Annotated in this window: 14 protein-coding genes; 2 read left to right on the top strand and 12 right to left on the bottom strand. The window is 56.4% G+C overall.

Annotation, left to right across the window (positions count from 1 at the left end; all coding sequences use genetic code 11):
• Positions 1-2 precede the first annotated feature (2 nt).
• The 10 genes from ABFT80_RS15905 to ABFT80_RS15950 form a co-directional block, all read right to left on the bottom strand.
• Entirely contained in the window at positions 3-857 is an 855-nt protein-coding gene (locus ABFT80_RS15905) for an aldo/keto reductase (RefSeq protein ID WP_347972903.1), read from the bottom strand.
• A 140-nt stretch (positions 858-997) separates the two neighbouring features.
• Positions 998-2,401 carry a dipeptidase gene (locus ABFT80_RS15910; protein ID WP_347972904.1) on the bottom strand — a complete coding sequence of 468 codons (1,404 nt, stop codon included), beginning with the start codon at positions 2,399-2,401 and terminating at the stop codon, positions 998-1,000.
• Positions 2,402-2,447: 46 nt separating this feature from the next.
• Positions 2,448-3,545: an ABC transporter ATP-binding protein gene (locus ABFT80_RS15915; protein ID WP_347972905.1), complete on the bottom strand. Its 1,098-nt coding sequence runs from the start codon at positions 3,543-3,545 to the stop codon at positions 2,448-2,450.
• Positions 3,546-3,602: 57 nt separating this feature from the next.
• Positions 3,603-4,997 (bottom strand): amidase, encoded by a 1,395-nt coding sequence (locus ABFT80_RS15920; protein WP_347972906.1) that lies wholly within the window; start codon positions 4,995-4,997, stop codon positions 3,603-3,605.
• Between the two features lie 77 nt (positions 4,998-5,074).
• Positions 5,075-6,451, bottom strand: a complete 1,377-nt coding sequence (locus ABFT80_RS15925; RefSeq protein WP_347972907.1) for an ABC transporter substrate-binding protein — start codon at positions 6,449-6,451, stop codon at positions 5,075-5,077.
• A gap of 59 nt (positions 6,452-6,510) precedes the next feature.
• A complete protein-coding gene (locus tag ABFT80_RS15930; RefSeq protein WP_347972908.1) occupies positions 6,511-7,344 on the bottom strand; it encodes a carbohydrate ABC transporter permease in 834 nt (277 codons plus the stop codon).
• A 1-nt stretch (position 7,345) separates the two neighbouring features.
• Positions 7,346-8,263, bottom strand: coding sequence for a carbohydrate ABC transporter permease (locus tag ABFT80_RS15935; RefSeq protein WP_347972909.1), 918 nt, complete (start codon positions 8,261-8,263; stop codon positions 7,346-7,348).
• Between the two features lie 141 nt (positions 8,264-8,404).
• Positions 8,405-9,907: a UxaA family hydrolase gene (locus ABFT80_RS15940; RefSeq protein ID WP_347972910.1), complete on the bottom strand. Its 1,503-nt coding sequence runs from the start codon at positions 9,905-9,907 to the stop codon at positions 8,405-8,407.
• Positions 9,904-11,031 carry a mannitol dehydrogenase family protein gene (locus ABFT80_RS15945; protein ID WP_347972911.1) on the bottom strand — a complete coding sequence of 376 codons (1,128 nt, stop codon included), beginning with the start codon at positions 11,029-11,031 and terminating at the stop codon, positions 9,904-9,906. The genes ABFT80_RS15940 and ABFT80_RS15945 overlap by 4 nt, the downstream gene beginning before the upstream one ends.
• Positions 11,032-11,035: 4 nt before the next feature.
• Positions 11,036-12,043 carry a zinc-binding alcohol dehydrogenase family protein gene (locus ABFT80_RS15950; RefSeq protein WP_347972912.1) on the bottom strand — a complete coding sequence of 336 codons (1,008 nt, stop codon included), beginning with the start codon at positions 12,041-12,043 and terminating at the stop codon, positions 11,036-11,038.
• A gap of 196 nt (positions 12,044-12,239) precedes the next feature.
• Here ABFT80_RS15950 and ABFT80_RS15955 point away from each other — a divergent pair, with 196 nt between their 5' ends.
• Positions 12,240-13,130, top strand: coding sequence for a GntR family transcriptional regulator (locus ABFT80_RS15955; RefSeq protein WP_347972913.1), 891 nt, complete (start codon positions 12,240-12,242; stop codon positions 13,128-13,130).
• 22 nt (positions 13,131-13,152) lie between these two features.
• On the opposite strand, the gene ABFT80_RS15960 is transcribed toward ABFT80_RS15955, so the two are convergent.
• Positions 13,153-14,100, bottom strand: a complete 948-nt coding sequence (locus tag ABFT80_RS15960) for an aldo/keto reductase (RefSeq protein ID WP_347972914.1) — start codon at positions 14,098-14,100, stop codon at positions 13,153-13,155.
• A gap of 213 nt (positions 14,101-14,313) precedes the next feature.
• On the opposite strand from ABFT80_RS15960, the gene ABFT80_RS15965 reads away from it, so the two are divergent.
• Positions 14,314-14,979 carry a TerC family protein gene (locus ABFT80_RS15965; protein WP_347972915.1) on the top strand — a complete coding sequence of 222 codons (666 nt, stop codon included), beginning with the start codon at positions 14,314-14,316 and terminating at the stop codon, positions 14,977-14,979.
• 59 nt (positions 14,980-15,038) lie between these two features.
• Here ABFT80_RS15965 and ABFT80_RS15970 read toward each other — a convergent pair whose 3' ends face one another.
• A complete protein-coding gene (locus ABFT80_RS15970; RefSeq protein WP_347972916.1) occupies positions 15,039-16,109 on the bottom strand; it encodes a BMP family ABC transporter substrate-binding protein in 1,071 nt (356 codons plus the stop codon).
• Positions 16,110-16,143: the final 34 nt, after the last annotated feature.

A 16,143-nucleotide genomic window follows, 5' to 3' on the forward strand; every position in this document is an offset into this window, starting at 1 on the left:
GCTTAAAGCATTTCCAGCGGAGCTTGCCGGGTCGGTCCTGGAAACGCCTTCTCCAGTTTTGCAAGCTGCGCCTCGCTCAGGACAAGTTCGGCCGCCGTCCTGTTTGCGCGCAAATGATCCGAATTGCTTGATTTCGGGATCGCGATAACGCCCTTTCGGCTCAAAACCCATGCCAAAGCCACGGTTGCTGGCGTGGTCTCACATTCCGATGCAATTTCCACCAGCGCGGGATTTCGCAGTATGCGGCCCTGTTCGATCGGAGAGTAGGCCATGATCGGAATCTTCTGTTCCTCACACCAAGGCATCAGATCGAACTCCGGGCCGCGACGGGCAAGATTGTAAAGGATCTGGTTGGCTGCGACCCTTCCCTCTCCCGCGAGACGAAGCAGTTCATCCATGTGGTCCGTATCGAAATTGCTGACGCCCCAGTTTCGAATTTTACCGGCCTGAATGAGGTCTTCGAATGCGGCGATCGTGTCTTCGAGAGGATGGCGACCGGGCCAGTGGAGAAGATAGAGATCGATCGTCTCGCATCCCAGCCGTTTCAGGCTCCGCTCGCAGGCAAGTACAGTTCCTTGGCGAGACGCATTCGACGGCAGAACCTTGCTGACAATGAACACATCATCGCGACGGTTTTTGATAGCCTCGGCGACGACCTCCTCCGCACCTCCATCGGCATACATTTCTGCCGTGTCGATCAGCGTCATTCCCAGGTCGATTCCGAGCCTGAGAGCATCCGCCTCCTGCCGGGCTGTCCTCTGGTCTTCGCCCATATACCAAGTGCCCTGCCCCAATACCGGTACAGTTTGGCCGGATGGCATAGCCAGCACTGGAAGTCCGTCAGAAGATTTGGGCATGCATCACTCCTTGGATTCTTACGACCGTAAGCCGTCTGAAGAGTTGCAGGCAATATGCCCGTCGAAATTAACACGGAGACGAAACGAGATCGCGCCGCAATGAGCGGCGCGTGAAAACTCATAGATCGGGAGTTTGAGTTTTACTTCGCAGCAAGTGCCGCGAGAATGCGTATCCATGAGCGTATGCCAAGTTTGTAGCTCGATAGATCGTATTTCTCGTTGGGGCTATGGACGCGATTGTCGAAGCGCGCGAAGCCGACGAGAAGGGAATCCATGCCGAGACGCTTCTTGAACTCGTTGATGACAGGTATCGACCCGCCGCCGCCGGCAATGGCTGCTTCAGTCTGCCATTCTTCCGAAAGCGCCTTCAAAGCTGGAACGATATAGGGATTGTCCATCGATACATTGGTCGCGCGGCTGCTCGAATGCACTGTGAATTTCGCGGTGCAATCCGCTGGCAGTTTGGCTTCGACGTGGGCCTGGAACGCCGCAAAGATGCGCGCCGGATCCTGATCTCCAACCAGACGGAATGAAATCTTCGCCGATGCCTTCGCCGGGATCACGGTTTTGAAGCCCTCGCCGGTATATCCACCAATCAGGCCGTTGATCTCCATCGTGGGACGCGCCCAGATTTGCTCAAGGACGCTGCGCCCTTTTTCACCGGCAGGAACAGACAGACCGACCTTGTTCAAAAAGGCGTCTTCGTCGAACGGCAATCTGGCCCACAGGTCGGTGATCTGCGAAGGCAGATCTTTCACGCCGTCATAAAAGCCGTCGATCAGGATGCGTCCGTCGGCATCGCGCAATCCGGCGAGGATGGTCGTCAGAACCTGCAGCGGATTACGCGCCGCACCTCCGTAGACGCCTGAGTGAAGGTCGCGGCTGGCGGCTTCGATCTCGACCTCGACGCCGCAAAGCCCGCGCATCATGGATGTGATGGCCGGCGTATTCTCGTCCCACATATCCGTATCGCAGACGAGCACGACATCTGCCTTGAGTTCGTCCTGCGTCGCGTCGAGAAACGGTCCAAGATTTTTTGAGCCAGCTTCTTCCTCGCCTTCCAGCAGGATCGACACGGGAAGCGGCAGCGAGCCGTTCGCTTCCTTCCAAGCCCGGCAAGCCTCGATGAAAGTCAGAAGCTGTCCCTTGTCGTCGGACGCGCCGCGCGCAACGATATGCGTATCGCCATTTTCTGCCGGGACAAGTTTTGGCTCGAAAGGATCGGAATTCCATTCCGAAATCGGGTCAACCGGTTGAACGTCATAGTGGCCATAGAACAGGACATGCGTGCCTTCAGCACTTTTGTCATGACCCAGCACCATCGGCTGTCCGCCCGTCGGGCGCACCGAGGCCTCAAAACCAAGCGTTTCGAGCTGATCCTTCAGCCACTCAGCCGCCTTCTGGCAATCGTCACGATAAGCAGGATCGGTTGAAATGCTCTTGATTCGGAGTAAATCGAAGAACCGGTCGAGGCTGCCGTCAAGGTTGGCGTCTGCGCGGGCAAGCGCTTTTTCGAGGGCAGAATTATGTGCAGTATCGGTCAATCGAACTAACTCCAGATGTTTTGTTTGCCGAGGTGACGAGGCGCGATCAGATGACCTTGCCGGTCTCCGTGTCGATCAGATGCATGTGGCGCAGATTGGCCATGAGCTCGAGAGCTTGGCCTGCCTGCGGATCGACGGACGGATCGATACGCGCGCAATTCATCACGTCGCTCATCAGGAAGTGCACAAGCGTTTCGACACCCATTGGCTCGGCAACGTCGACCGTGATCTTCAACGGCGCAAAGTCAGCGGACATGCCTTCCTTTCGCTCCGTCAGATGCTCGGGGCGTAGGCCGAGTTCAAGCGATTTTCCGACATAGGCGGCATAGCGATCCGCGCGGTCTTTCGGCACGGGAAGCCGCGTGCCATCATCCAGCACGACAACCAGACCGGACGCATCGCCTTCCAGTTTGCACGGAATGAAATTCATCGACGGGCTGCCGATGAAGCTCGCGACGAAACGCGTGGCGGGCGAGCGATAAAGCTCCTGCGGCGGGCCGACCTGCTCGATAACGCCATGGTTCATGACGACGACGCGGTCGGCAAGCGTCATGGCTTCGATCTGATCGTGGGTGACATAGATCGTCGTCGTGCCGAGCTTCTGGTGAAGCTTCTTGATCTCGGTGCGCATCTGCACGCGCAGCTTTGCATCAAGATTGGAAAGCGGTTCATCAAAGAGGAAAACCTCCGGATCACGAACGATTGCGCGGCCCATGGCGACGCGCTGGCGCTGCCCACCCGAAAGCTCTTTCGGCTTCCTGTCGAGCAGCGTGGAAAGCCCCAAAATGCGGGCTGCATCCTCGACGCGCGTTTTGATATCGCCTTCCGCGAACTTCCGAAGCGTCAGGCCGAAGCCCATATTTTCGAACACGTTCATGTGCGGATAGAGCGCGTAGCTCTGGAACACCATCGCGATGTCGCGGTCGCGCGGCGCAACGTCGTTGACGAGCTTGTCACCGATATACATTTCACCATCGGTGATGTCTTCCAGACCGGCAATCATGCGCAGCATCGTCGACTTGCCGCAGCCGGATGGGCCGACGAGAACGATGAACTCGCCATCAGCAATGTCGAGGTCCACACCCCTCACCGCGTGATAATCGCCGTAATGTTTGACGATCTTGCTGATCGATACTTGTGCCATCGTTACTCCAATCGAATCTTCATGCTCTTCGCTACGCAAGCCTGCCCGTTCGGGCGCTTACAGAGGCGGAAGAGGAAATGTCCTTGTCTTTTCGTAGGCTCTCGCGGCGCGCAGCACGGTTGCTTCCTCGCGCACCCGGCCGACAATCTGCAAACCGATCGGCAAGCCTTCCGGGCTCATTCCGCACGGTATCGACGCGGTGGGCTGATAGGTGAGATTGAATGGCGAGGTGAACGGCGTCCAATCCCCGCGCCACTCGCCGCCCTTGTCGCCGGGGAAATCTTCACCGACAGGAAACGCGGTGCGCGGCATGGAAGGCAGGATCAGCAGATCATAAGTCTCATGAAGCGCACGCATTCTCGCACCGAGTTCGGCGCGCTCGACATGCAGAGCCTGCGCATATTCCAGCGCTCCGAGTTTGCCTCCCGCATCAGCAATAATGAGAAGGCCGGGATCGACCAGCTTGCGCTGATCGTCGTTCATAGGTGCGATTGCACTGGCGAGCGTAACGGACAGGATCGTCGTGTAGCTTTCGACCGCACTTGGCAGGTCGAGTTCGATCTGATCGACGGTTGCGCCTAACTCACGGAAAACCGCCGCGGCCTGCGCAACCGACTGCGCGACTTCATCGGTCACAGGCGCGCCGCTGATCGTTGGCGCATATGCGATGCGAAGGCCTTTGATGCCATTGTTAAGGCCGGAAATTGCATCGAACGCAACGTCCGAAAGTGCTGTCCAGTCGCGCACATCATCGCCCGCAATCACCTGCAGCATAAGTGCGGCGTCTTCGACCGTGCGCGTCATCGGTCCATTGGCGGGCAATGATCCGGCAATTGAAGCAGGCGCGCTTGGCACACGGCCGAAGCCAGGTTTGATTCCGAAGATGCCGCAGAAAGAAGCGGGGATGCGGATAGAGCCGCCACCATCGCTGCCGAGATTGAGCGGCGCCATGCTTGCGGCTGCCGCGACACCGGCACCGCAGCTTGAGCCACCGGGCGTAAGGTCCGTATTCCAAGGGTTACGCGTCGTGCCGTGCAGCGGGCTATCGCCCACGCCCTTATGGCCAAATTCCGTGGTCGTCGTCTTACCGAGCAGGACTGCGCCATGTTCGCGAAGTCTTGCGACGGGTGGCGCATCGACATCGCAAGCCTGCTCGCGCGACACCGTCAGCGAGCCCTTCATCGTCGGCCATTTCTTTGTCAGGAACAGATCCTTGATTGTGGCCGGAACCCCATCCACCAGACCGGCTGGCTCATTGCGCATCCAACGCGCCTCCGATGCACGGGCGTCCGCCAACGCGCTCTCTTCGTCCACCAGACAGAATGCGTTCAGTTTTTCATCGAGCGCAGCAATACGTCCGAGACACGATTTCGTAGCTTCGACCGGCGAAAGTTTTTTCGCTTTGTAAGCATCGACGAGTTCTGCAGCAGATAGCGAAAAAGGCTCAGTCATTGACCCGTATCCAATAGGTTCTGGGAAGAAAGCCGGAGAATTGTCTCCGGCTTTCTGTTTTCAGCCGTTCAGGCGCGTTAGGTACGCAACTGTGCGTTGGCTTTCGCAGCGGCTTTCTTCATCGCGCTTTCAGCCGTCTCCGCTCCGCTCAGAGCGAGGCTGACGCCAACGGCCAGCTCATTGAGGATCTGCGGCGATTGCGGATGGAAGCGGGCACGCTTGGCAAGGTCGGCATCGGCATTCTGCAGATTGGCGAGTGCTGCCTGCGCTGCCTGATCGCCGAATGCCTTTTTGAAGCCTTCGCTTTCCCAGGCTGATACGCGCGTTGTTGCGAGACCCTTGGCAGCAGTCTGCAACGAGGTTGCCTTGCTGGTCGCCCAGAGAAGGAACAGGAATGCCGCGTCCTTGTTTTCAGACTTCGAGTTCACGGCAGCCTGCCAGCACGACATATTCGGGCGCGAAGGCTTGTCGCCCGCAGTCGGCATCATGGCGAATGCGGCATCCGCAGATACCTTGCTTTTTGCCGGATTTGAGATGTCTGTCGCGAAGTTCGACGTGTCTGACGTGATGGCAGATGCACCCTGCATGAAATCGTTCAGCGCTTCGTACCAATCGTAGTTGCTGACGCCGATTGGGCCGGCTTCACGCAGAAGCGTGGTGAACATTTCAACGCCCGCAATAGCTTCAGGGCTGTCATAGACGACACGGCCATCCTTGAACAATTCGCCGCCATACGAATAGATAAAACCGGTCAGCGGGAAGGTTGCATTGCCCGCAGCCTTGGCGCGCATCGCGATGCCGGAAACGCTATCCGTTTTCACCGCGCGAGCCGCAGCCAGAAGTTCATCGAAGGTCTTTGGCGTATCGAGACCCTTCTCGTTGAGATAGGCCTTGTTCAGATAGAGCGTCTGCGCTTCTGCGGTGATCGGGAACGCATAACGTTCGCCATTGTGCCACAGAGGATATTCGCGGGCGGGCTTGAGAATATCGGCCTCGTCGTACCATGCCGGATCGACGAGATCCTTGTTCTCATAATAGCTGTTCAGCGGCTCGAGCCACCCTGCGGTAATGCCCTGGCCATATGCCAGATACATGAACACGTCAGGCGTGCGGCTGCCGCTGGCGAGCTTAATCGGCAAGGCGGTCAGGAATTCGGTTTCTGAACGGAAATCCGTCTCGACCTCGATGCCGGTCAATTCCGTGAACTGCGGGATGAAAGGCACAACCGCATTGGACCAGGGGTGCGTTGCGCCGCCGACCATGATCTTCTTGCCGGCTTCGCGCTTCCAATCGACATTCGCCGAGGCGTAAGCCTCAAGTCCTTCACCGCTCTGTGCAAATGCCGAGCGGCCGATGATGGCGGGTGCCGCCAAGGCAACGCCAGCGAGCATTGCCGAGCGCGTAAACGCCCTGCGGGTCAAAACAAAGCGACGGTCATTATTGTGGTCGGTCATGCGAATTCCCCTTTTTATGATGAGCGGTCATTTCCGTAACCGCTTGTTGAGACAGACGACTACTTCACGGCACCCAGCGTCAGCCCGCGAACGAGTTGGCGCTGGAAAAGAAGGATGAAAATCAGAACAGGCGCCAACATCAGCGTCGCGGCAGCGGACAGCTTGCCCCACTCGATCTGTTCGAAGCCGATATAGGCGTAGATGCCGACTGGCACGGTCATCACGTCATTGCCGCCGAGCACCATGGAAAACAGGAACTCGTTCCACGATGACAGGAATGTGAGGATGCCGACCGCCGCGATGCCCGGAAGCGCCAGCGGAAGAATGACCTTGCGGAACGATGTAAAACGCCCTGCCCCATCGATGAATGCCGCCTCCTCCAGATCCCGCGGCAAATCCTGAAAGAAGCCGCGCAGGATCCAGACGATCATCGCCAGATTGATACCGATATGCGCAATGATCAGCCCGGCATGTGTGCCGAGAAGACCTAGATTGTAGAAGATCACGAAGAACGGGATCAGCATTGCGATGGGCGGTGTAAAGCGCGTCGCCAATATCCAGAATGCGATCTTGCTGTCACCACGAAAACGATGGCGAGCCAGCACATAGGCGGCAGGCGCGCCGATAAGCAGCCCAAAGAACGTAGCGGAGAGCGCGATGATCAGGCTGTTCATCATGTAGCCGAGCACACGCGGGTCCTGAAGAACCTCGATGTAATTCTGCAGCGTCGGCATGAAGATGAATGTTGGCGGACGCGCCACCGCATCGACCGGCTGCTTCAGCGACATGTTGATCAGCCAGTAGATTGGGAACAGGCACCAGGCTGCAAATCCCCACAGAATGACGCGGCGCAGAACCACGCCCAGCGTCAGAGCTTTCTTTTTCTTGGCCATCTCAGGACTCCGCCACTGTCAGAAGTCGCGACCGGCGCAGGAATAGCTGGGTCACAATGGTAATGATGATCAGCATGACGATCGCGATGCTGGAGCCGTAGCCGAGCGAAACGAATTCGATCGCCTGCTTGTAAGCGTACATGTTGAGGGTGGTCGTGGATGTCCCCGGCCCGCCGGACGTCAAGACATAGATGATGTCGAAAGTCTTGAACGCGTCGATGGAGCGAAACAGAAGCGCGATTGCGAGAAATGGCTTGAGCAGCGGCAATGTCACCAGCCGGAAGGTCTGCCAAGGCGTTGCGCCATCGATTTTCGCCGCTTCGAACGGGTCTGCTGGAAGAGAAGCCAACCCACCAGCGATAATAAGAAGAATGAACGGCGTATGCTGCCATGTATCGACAAGAATGAGCGAAAACAGCGCCATATTGCCGGTGCCCAGCCAATCCTGCGGCGGTAAACCAACGCTGACCAGCATGTGATTGAAGACACCAAGGCCGGGATTGAACATCATGCGGAAGGTGAAAACCGCCGCAATCGGTGTCACCGCCATTGGCAAAAGATAGATGGCGCGAAGAGCAGGAACCGCTTTTGTTTCTTCATGGAGCAGAATGGCCAGCCCCAGCCCGATTGCAGTCTGCAACGCGACCGAACTGACCGTGAAAATGAGCGTTACCCTGAGTGAATCCCAGAATTCCGGCGTGGAAAGCAGCGCCAGATAATTGTCGAATCCGGCAAAGCGCGCAGGCGGAAGCGACAGAATATAGTCGGTGAAGCTCAAGCCGAAACCGACAAGAAACGGAACGAGGATCAGACCGGTCAGAAGAACGATCGCAGGGATCAGCATAAGCAGAATGAAATGGCTACGCTCACGTCGCCACGATGCAGCTTTGCCCAACCCGCCCGCAGGCACTTTGCTCATCTGCGACTCCAACCGCTACAGTTCAGACTACACCCACGAACGAGGCGAAAGCCTGCCATGTAAATGTTATTTATCCATAATATTCAAGTTGACGACACTGTCAAGAATTCGCCTGTTTATCCATAAAAAACTTTTCAAGGATTACAAAACAGCACCAATAGTCCACGGCACAAACTCGCTGTCGCCATAGCCGAATGCTTCGCTGGTCGTCTTCTCGCCCGACGCGACGTCGAGTACCAAATCGTAGATTTCCTGTCCGAGCTGATGAAGATCCACATCTCCGTTCAGCAGACGCCCGGCATCGAAATCCATGTCGTCGGTCATGCGCTCATAAAGCGTCGAATTGCTCGCCACCTTGATCGACGGAACAGGACGGCATCCGAAACATGAGCCGCGACCCGTGGTGAAGACGATCATGTTTGCGCCGCCAGCCACCTGCCCCGTTGCGGAAACGGGGTCGTAACCCGGCGTATCCATGAAAACGAGGCCCTTTGACGTGACCGATTCTGCGTATCCGTAACAATCCTTCAGCGGCGAGCGGCCGGATTTGGCAACCGCCCCCAGCGATTTCTCAAGGATGGTCGTCAATCCGCCGCGCTTGTTGCCTGGCGAAGGGTTGTTGTCGAGCGACGCATTGTGGGATGCCACATAGTCTTCCCACCAGGCGATACGCTTCATCAGTTTTTCGGCGGTTTCCGGCGAAGCGCGAGACGTCAGCAAATGTTCCGCGCCGTAAATTTCCGGCGTTTCGGAAAGAATTGCCGTCCCGCCTCCCGCGACCAGAAGGTCCATTGCGATGCCCAAAGCCGGGTTCGCGGTAATGCCGGAAAAGCCATCGGAACCGCCGCACTGCAGGCCGATTGTCAGTTCCGAAACCGGCACATCCTCGCGTTCGACCGCATTGGCCGCGCGTGCAATCCCTTCAAGGATGACCATCGCGCGTTCCAAAGCTGCACGCGATCCGCCCACCTGCTGAATGTCGAAACTTACCCGCGTTTCACTCGGTCCGCCGGTCGCATAAAGCGCGATCTGATTGACCTCACAGCCGAGGCCGACCAGCAAAACACCGCCGAAATTCGGATGACGGCAATAGCCCGCAATCGTTTTCTGGAGCAGCTTTTGCCCCTCGCTATTGGTCGACGCGCCGCAGCCGGAGCCATGAACGATAGGAACAAAACCATCGATGTTTGGAAAACTGGAAAGCAGGCGCTTGTTGGCTTCTTCGGCAATTGCCCGGCAAACCGTGGTGGAACAGTTCACGCTTGCGATAACGCCGATATAGTTGCGCGTGGCGAATTTCCCTGTCGCGCGACGGATGCCTTTGAACGTCATACGCGACGGAAGCCGCTGCGATGCAGTCGATACGGCGCCCGGTTTGATCCGGGTAAGACCGGCGGCGAAGCCGAGATTGTGGGCATGAACCCAATCGCCGGATTCGATTGGCGATAGGGCCTCGCCGATCACCTGCCCGAACTTCAAAACTGGCGCTCCCGCCTTAATCGCCGCGACCGCGACCTTGTGGCCAAGCGGAATATCGGCGCGCGCCGTGAGGCCGTCCATGACCAGATCGCCGGTCGCGATGTCCTTGATCGCAACGGCGATGTTGTCTTCGGGATCGAGACGAATAATTGCGGACTTGCTCATTTGGCCAACCCGTTGCGTTTACATACAGCGCTCAGCATCGGCATCTTAATCTCGCTTCCAGACTGCGCGACCCATGAAATAAATGCCGCCAGACGACGGTCCACCTTCAGACCGTGATTTTGTGCGATGTCTGCAATTCGATGCTGAAGAAATGGATTGCAGAACCGGTCGAGCGTTGTCTGAATGTAGATTTCCGCTTCGTCGCCCAGCCCTAGCGCAGCAAAGCCCGGCAACACTTCACTTTCAAAAATACGTTCCAGCCACTGGCGGATTACAGCATCCGACATCGCCTGGAAGACGGTCAGCCCATCCTGTGGATTTTCCAGCCATTGATCGGCCAGAACAGTATGCCCAAGATTCAGAATGTGAAGCTTCAGCCGCTCATATTGCTCGAGATCATCGGTGACGACGATCGACGGATGCAGGAAAGGTGCATCTTCCTGTGAGGCGCCCTCGATTGCCCATAATGCATATGGTTCTGCAACGGCGCCAACGGGCTCGATCGGTTCGGATACGATGCGGTCAACCAGCGTGTTGACGAAACGGACATCGCTTTTCAACCACGTCAAAAACTCATGCGGCGCCCGCGCCGTGATCGCAATCTTTGCTACGATCGAGCGAAGCGTGTCTCCATTCTTGTTCACCAATTCGCATGGATAAATGGAAAGCTTGCGACCCGAGCGCCGCCAGCGTGCAACCAGAAGTGCCGCCAGCTTTGCTGGAAAACCCTTGGGAACGATATTTTCGTTCAGAACCGCTTCGCCGGGTTCCGTCTTGTAACCGCTGTCGCCGCTGTTCGAAACGACGATATCGGTATCCTCGACGAAAGCCCGCACGACCTCGCGCCACTGCGTATCCGCAATCAGCGCCGATTTGACGGATTTTACCTGCACGGCCTGATCGATGGTTCCGCCATTGGAGACGCCCCTCACCTTGATCGGAAAGCCACCCGGATCGGAAAACGCTGCAACCCGATGCGCACGCGCATCGTCGGGTGAGATTTTCACCACGGTAATTTCAATCGGCACCCCTCCGCTCTCATTGGCTTCATGAGCAAACAAATCGACATGCGCCTGAAGGAAGCGGCTGGTGCCGAACTGCATTATCTGGCGGGTGCGGCTCATTCCATCAAACCCGCACCAGAGCCTTGATCAACCCCTTTTTGTCATGCGCCCATCTCGGCAGATCGGTCGAAACATCGTCGAGCGTGGTTTCATGCGTTGCGAGGCTGTCGAGCGGGATCAAGCCTGCGGAAATGGAAGCGATGACGTGCTCGAAATCCTCAGCGGTCGCGTTGCGGCTGCCCAGCAAGGACATTTCGCGTTTGTGAAATTCCGGGTCCGAGAATGTGATGTCGTCCTTCACGACACTCACCAGAACGTAGGTGCCGCCATGCGCCACATGTTGAAAACCATCCATGATCGAACGGCTGCTGCCGGTCGCATCGAACACGACATCGTAGCCATCAGCATTAATGGCGCGAACTCGCCGCGCAGCATCCGCATCCCCGACGACCACACCCTTGCCGAAACCGAGAACCTTGGTCGCCTGCTCGACGCGTTCTTCACTGGCATCCGCCAAAGTTATGTCGAGACCGGCAATCTTTGCGAAGATCGCAACGCCAAGACCGATCGGCCCGGCACCTATGACCAGGGCAGAACCCTTGCTTACTTTGGATCGCCTGACTGCATGTGCGCCGATCGCCAGAAACTCGACCATCGCGGCGTCGCGCAGCGCAAGATCGCCCGCATGGATCAAATTTGAGGCAGGTACCACAAGTTGCTCGCACATCCCGCCATCCGTATGCACACCCAGAACCTGAATGCGTTCGCAGCAATTCGGCTTGCCGCTTCTGCACGCAATACATTCGCCGCAAGCGAGATATGGGTTTACGACAACCCGGTCTCCGGCCTTGAACGAAGAGCCATTCGGGTTCGATACAACGCCTGAAAGTTCATGCCCGATAACGCGCGGATATTCGAGAAACGGGTGCTTGCCTTCGAAGATATGATAATCGGTGCCGCAAATGCCGATATATCCAACATCGATCAGAACCTTGCCCTGCGCGATTGCAGACGGGGCTTGCCGCTCTTCCAGTGCCATGTGATCCGGCCGAAGGCAGACTATTGATTTCATTATAATTTCCTACAATACATCTATGGCATGCAACGGACTTGTCTCGATCAATGAATGGGCGGTGCAGCACGCTTTTTGGATCGAGATAAAATCTGTCTATTATCGTTAAAGCACACTTGAACGTAATCAGCAGGCGTGTCAAAATGTTTTTAAAGCTCGGATTTATTCGAACAAAAACAGATGGCTGGACGGTCGGATGAAAGACAATTCTGTCTACAAGCGAAGCTATAATGCGTGCCTGGACTTCATCCGCGCGCAGAAAGTCGGCGACCTTTTGGGGTCCGAACCTTCGTTGGCACAGCAACTGGAAGTAAGCCGCACGACCGTCAGAACCATACTTTCGTCACTCGACAGCGCGGGGATCCTCAACGTCGAGGGACGTGAAAAGCGCGTTTTGCGTCATCCCGCCGATGCGGAATATTTCCCCGATCCTGAAACCGAAACAAGCTCGGAATTGATCGAACGCAAGTTCAAGGATTGGATTCTAAAGGGAGATTTGAAACCCGGCGGCACGATCAATACGCTTGAGCTTGCCAGACAGTTCAATGTTTCGACGTCCGGCATCCGTGAATATCTCAATCGTTTCAGCCGATTTGGACTTATCGAGAAACGACCGAATTCAAGCTGGGTATTTCAAGGATTCACGCGGTCCTTTGCGCTGGAACTGTCGGATATTCGCGAACTTTTCGAACTTCAATCGATTTCGCTGTTTGCCGATACGGTCCGTACCGAGCCGGGACATCGTAAGCTGGCAGAGCTCAAATCCAGTCATCATGATCTGCTCAGCCGGATAGAGACCGACTATCACGCGTTTTCGGCACTCGATGAAACATTCCATCGCACGATCAACGATGCGTCGCAAAATCGGTTTATTCGCGAGTTCTACGACGTCATATCGCTGATTTTCCACTATCACTTTCAGTGGAACAAGGTCGATGAGCGGGAGCGAAACGAGGTGGCCATCCACGAGCACCTCGAAATCATCGACGGGTTGGAACGCGGAGACAAACGGCAGACGCAAAAGGCCGTCAAACTGCATCTGGATTCTGCCCGGAAGACTTTGCTCCGCTCAATCCGCGATGCCTGAATAGGCATCGCGCCTGCAGGTCCTATTCTCCGGTATCGTCCAGCAACTGCATCTGCGGCGATGACAACACGATTGTTGCGGATTTGATGAGGCTTTCAAGCTGTGCTTGTGAAGTGGCGCTGGCGATCGGCGCGGTGACGCCGGGTTGAGCTGCCACCCATGCAAGCGCGATTTCAGCCGGCTTGGCATTGTGCTGCTTCGCCACCTCGTCCAACGCCGCCAGCACGCGATTGCCGCGTTCGTTGAGATAGGTTTTGACGCCGCCGCCGCGTGCGCTCTTTCCAAGATCCGCCTCGCCTCGGTATTTCCCCGTAAGAAACCCCTTAGCCAGACTGAAATAGGTGATGACGCCGACATTCTCTTCTATGCAGAGATCGCGAAGATCACCTTCGAATGTCGAACGGTCATAAAGATTGTACTCCGGTTGCAGCACCTCATAGCGCGGCAACGAACTGTCCTTCGACACCTGCAGCGCCTCCTGCAACTGTGCCGCGTCCAGGTTAGACGCGCCCGCATACCGTATTTTGCCTGCTTCGATAAGCTTTTCATAAGCGCGAAACGTCTCTTCGTAGGGCGTTTCAGGATCGTGCCAATGGGAAAGATAAAGATCGATGTAATCTGTCTGAAGCCGCCGTAGCGAATCGTCCACGGCCTGCGCGATGTATGAAGGTGAAAGACCTTTCTTACCCTCCCCCATCTCGGAGCCAACCTTTGTAATTACAACGAATTTATCCCGATCTTTCCGGCCTTTCAGCCAGCGGCCAATGATCGTTTCCGACTCTCCGCCGGAATTGCCGTCCACCCATCTCGAATAGGCATCTGCCGTATCGATCGCATTGAAACCAGCGTCTGCAAACCGGTCCAAAAGGGAAAAGGAGGTCTTTTCATCGGCCGTCCAGCCGAAGACATTGCCGCCGAAAACCAGCGGCGCGATTTCCAGTTTCGTACGTCCAAGGCGTCGATGGGTCAAAGCTCACTCCGATATATGTGTCCAAACTTGTTTTTCTTTGCATTATTGAGAAGCAAAGCCTATCTGCCATCGCAGCGTGTGACAAAGGTCCAGTTTGCGCATGTAGGAATAGCTATAGAGCCGGTTTTTGCAGTGATATTGAGGCCGCAATTTCAAATTGCGTCTCGATGCTCCGAAAGCGCGGCGATCTGGTGAAGGGGAAGGTTTTCCGGAATGGAGATTTTTACGGCTGCAGGCTTCACGGCACTGCTTCAGGTTATAATGATCGACCTTGTGCTTGCGGGCGACAATGCGATCGTGATTGGTCTTGCGGCAGCGGGATTGCCTTCGGATCAACGTAAGAAAGCGATCCTGGTCGGTATCATAGCAGCGACGGTGCTGCGTATCGGCTTTGCACTCATCACCACCGAATTGCTGAAGCTGGGTCCTGCCCTGCTGATAGCGGGCGGCTTGCTGCTTCTGTGGGTGTGCTGGAAAATGTGGCGCGAACTGACCGTTTCGCATGAAGACGAGCATGCGGCCACCGAGGCGATGTCCGATTCCGATCTCGACAGCGACGGTCAAGTTGCTGGAAAGGCTCCGCGCAAGACCTTTGCCCAGGCTGCCTGGCAGATCGTCATTGCAGACGTGTCGATGTCTTTGGATAATGTCCTTGCGGTTGCAGGCGCGGCCATGGATCACCCGACCGTCCTGATTATCGGTCTTGGTCTGTCCATTGCACTGATGGGTTTTGCCGCGACCTTCATTGCAAATCTTCTGCATAAATATCGCTGGATCGCCTATATCGGCGTTGCCATCATCCTCTATGTGGCACTGAAAATGACCTATGATGGTGCAATCGGCGTCTGGCCGAATATGTTCAGCGCCATAGGCTTCTAGCCGCATCGAACAAAAAAGGGCGCCGATTGGCGCCCTTTTCTTTTCTGCAACTTGCCGGATTATTGCGGCAGCTTGTCGTCTACGCCCTTGATGTAGAAGTTCATGCCGAGCAGCGTGCCGTCATCCGCCACTTCGCCGTCCTTCAACCATTCGCTGCCGTCCTGCTTTGCAATCGGGCCGGTGAATGGGTTGAACTCCCCGGACTTGATCTTGGCTTCGGTTTCTTCAGCCAGCTTCTTCACATCGTCAGGCATGTTGGCATAAGGCGCCATCACGACGTGGCCTTCCTTCATGCCGCCCCAGACGTCCTGCTGCTTCCAGGTGCCGTCGATGACTGCCTTGACGCGTTCGGTGTAATACGGACCCCAATCGTCGATGATCGAGGTGAGCTGCGTTTCAGGACCGAACTTGATCATGTCGGACGCCTGACCGAAAGCCTTGATGCCGCGTTCTGTGGCAACCTGCATCGGTGCGGTGGAATCCGTGTGCTGGGTGATGATGTCGACGCCCTGATCGATCAGAGCCTTTGCAGCATCGGCTTCCTTGCCTGGATCGAACCAGGTGTTCGCCCACACGACCTTCACCTTGAAATCGGGATTGACGGTCTGCGCGCCGAGCACGAACGCATTGATGCCCATGACGACTTCAGGGATCGGGAAGGAAGCGATATAGCCTGCTTCGCCGACCTTCGAGAGCTTCGCGGCGATAATGCCCTGAATGTAACGGCCTTCATAGAAACGCGAATTGTAGGTCGTGACATTCGGATGATCGCGCTTGTAGCCGGTCGCGTGTTCGAACTTCACATCCGGAAATTTGCCGGCAACCTTGTTGGTCGGGTCCATATAACCGAACGAGGTCGTGAAGATGATGTTGCAGCCGGAGCGTGCGAAACGCTCGATGGCGCGTTCCGCGTCAGCACTTTCAGGAACGCTTTCGAGGTAAGCCGTCTCGACGGCATCACCCAAAGCTTCCTTCATTTCGAGCAGGCCCTGATGGTGCTGATAGGTCCAGCCGAAATCGCCTGTTGGCCCGATATAGATGAAGCAGGCCTTTGTGGCGGCCTGTGCTCCCATCGCGCCGAACGACAGCATCGCTGCCGCCGTGGCGAAGGATAAAATTGTCTTTTTCATTGTCCGTCCTCTTGTGTTGCCAGGGGGCATTATC

Source organism: Foliimonas ilicis (assembly GCF_039939195.1).
GTDB classification, from domain to species: domain Bacteria; phylum Pseudomonadota; class Alphaproteobacteria; order Rhizobiales; family Rhizobiaceae; genus Foliimonas; species Foliimonas ilicis.

Excerpts from the sequence above, each read along its gene's own strand:
- ABFT80_RS15935 (WP_347972909.1), bottom strand. The coding sequence starts at position 8,263 with ATGAGCAAAGTGCCTGCGGGCGGGTTGGGCAAAGCTGCATCGTGGCGA.
- ABFT80_RS15970 (WP_347972916.1), bottom strand. The coding sequence starts at position 16,109 with ATGAAAAAGACAATTTTATCCTTCGCCACGGCGGCAGCGATGCTGTCG.
- ABFT80_RS15925 (WP_347972907.1), bottom strand. The coding sequence starts at position 6,451 with ATGACCGACCACAATAATGACCGTCGCTTTGTTTTGACCCGCAGGGCG.
- ABFT80_RS15965 (WP_347972915.1), top strand. The coding sequence starts at position 14,314 with ATGGAGATTTTTACGGCTGCAGGCTTCACGGCACTGCTTCAGGTTATA.
- ABFT80_RS15945 (WP_347972911.1), bottom strand. The coding sequence starts at position 11,031 with ATGAGCCGCACCCGCCAGATAATGCAGTTCGGCACCAGCCGCTTCCTT.
- ABFT80_RS15950 (WP_347972912.1), bottom strand. The coding sequence starts at position 12,043 with ATGAAATCAATAGTCTGCCTTCGGCCGGATCACATGGCACTGGAAGAG.
- ABFT80_RS15930 (WP_347972908.1), bottom strand. The coding sequence starts at position 7,344 with ATGGCCAAGAAAAAGAAAGCTCTGACGCTGGGCGTGGTTCTGCGCCGC.
- ABFT80_RS15940 (WP_347972910.1), bottom strand. The coding sequence starts at position 9,907 with ATGAGCAAGTCCGCAATTATTCGTCTCGATCCCGAAGACAACATCGCC.
- ABFT80_RS15905 (WP_347972903.1), bottom strand. The coding sequence starts at position 857 with ATGCCCAAATCTTCTGACGGACTTCCAGTGCTGGCTATGCCATCCGGC.
- ABFT80_RS15955 (WP_347972913.1), top strand. The coding sequence starts at position 12,240 with ATGAAAGACAATTCTGTCTACAAGCGAAGCTATAATGCGTGCCTGGAC.
- ABFT80_RS15915 (WP_347972905.1), bottom strand. The coding sequence starts at position 3,545 with ATGGCACAAGTATCGATCAGCAAGATCGTCAAACATTACGGCGATTAT.
- ABFT80_RS15920 (WP_347972906.1), bottom strand. The coding sequence starts at position 4,997 with ATGACTGAGCCTTTTTCGCTATCTGCTGCAGAACTCGTCGATGCTTAC.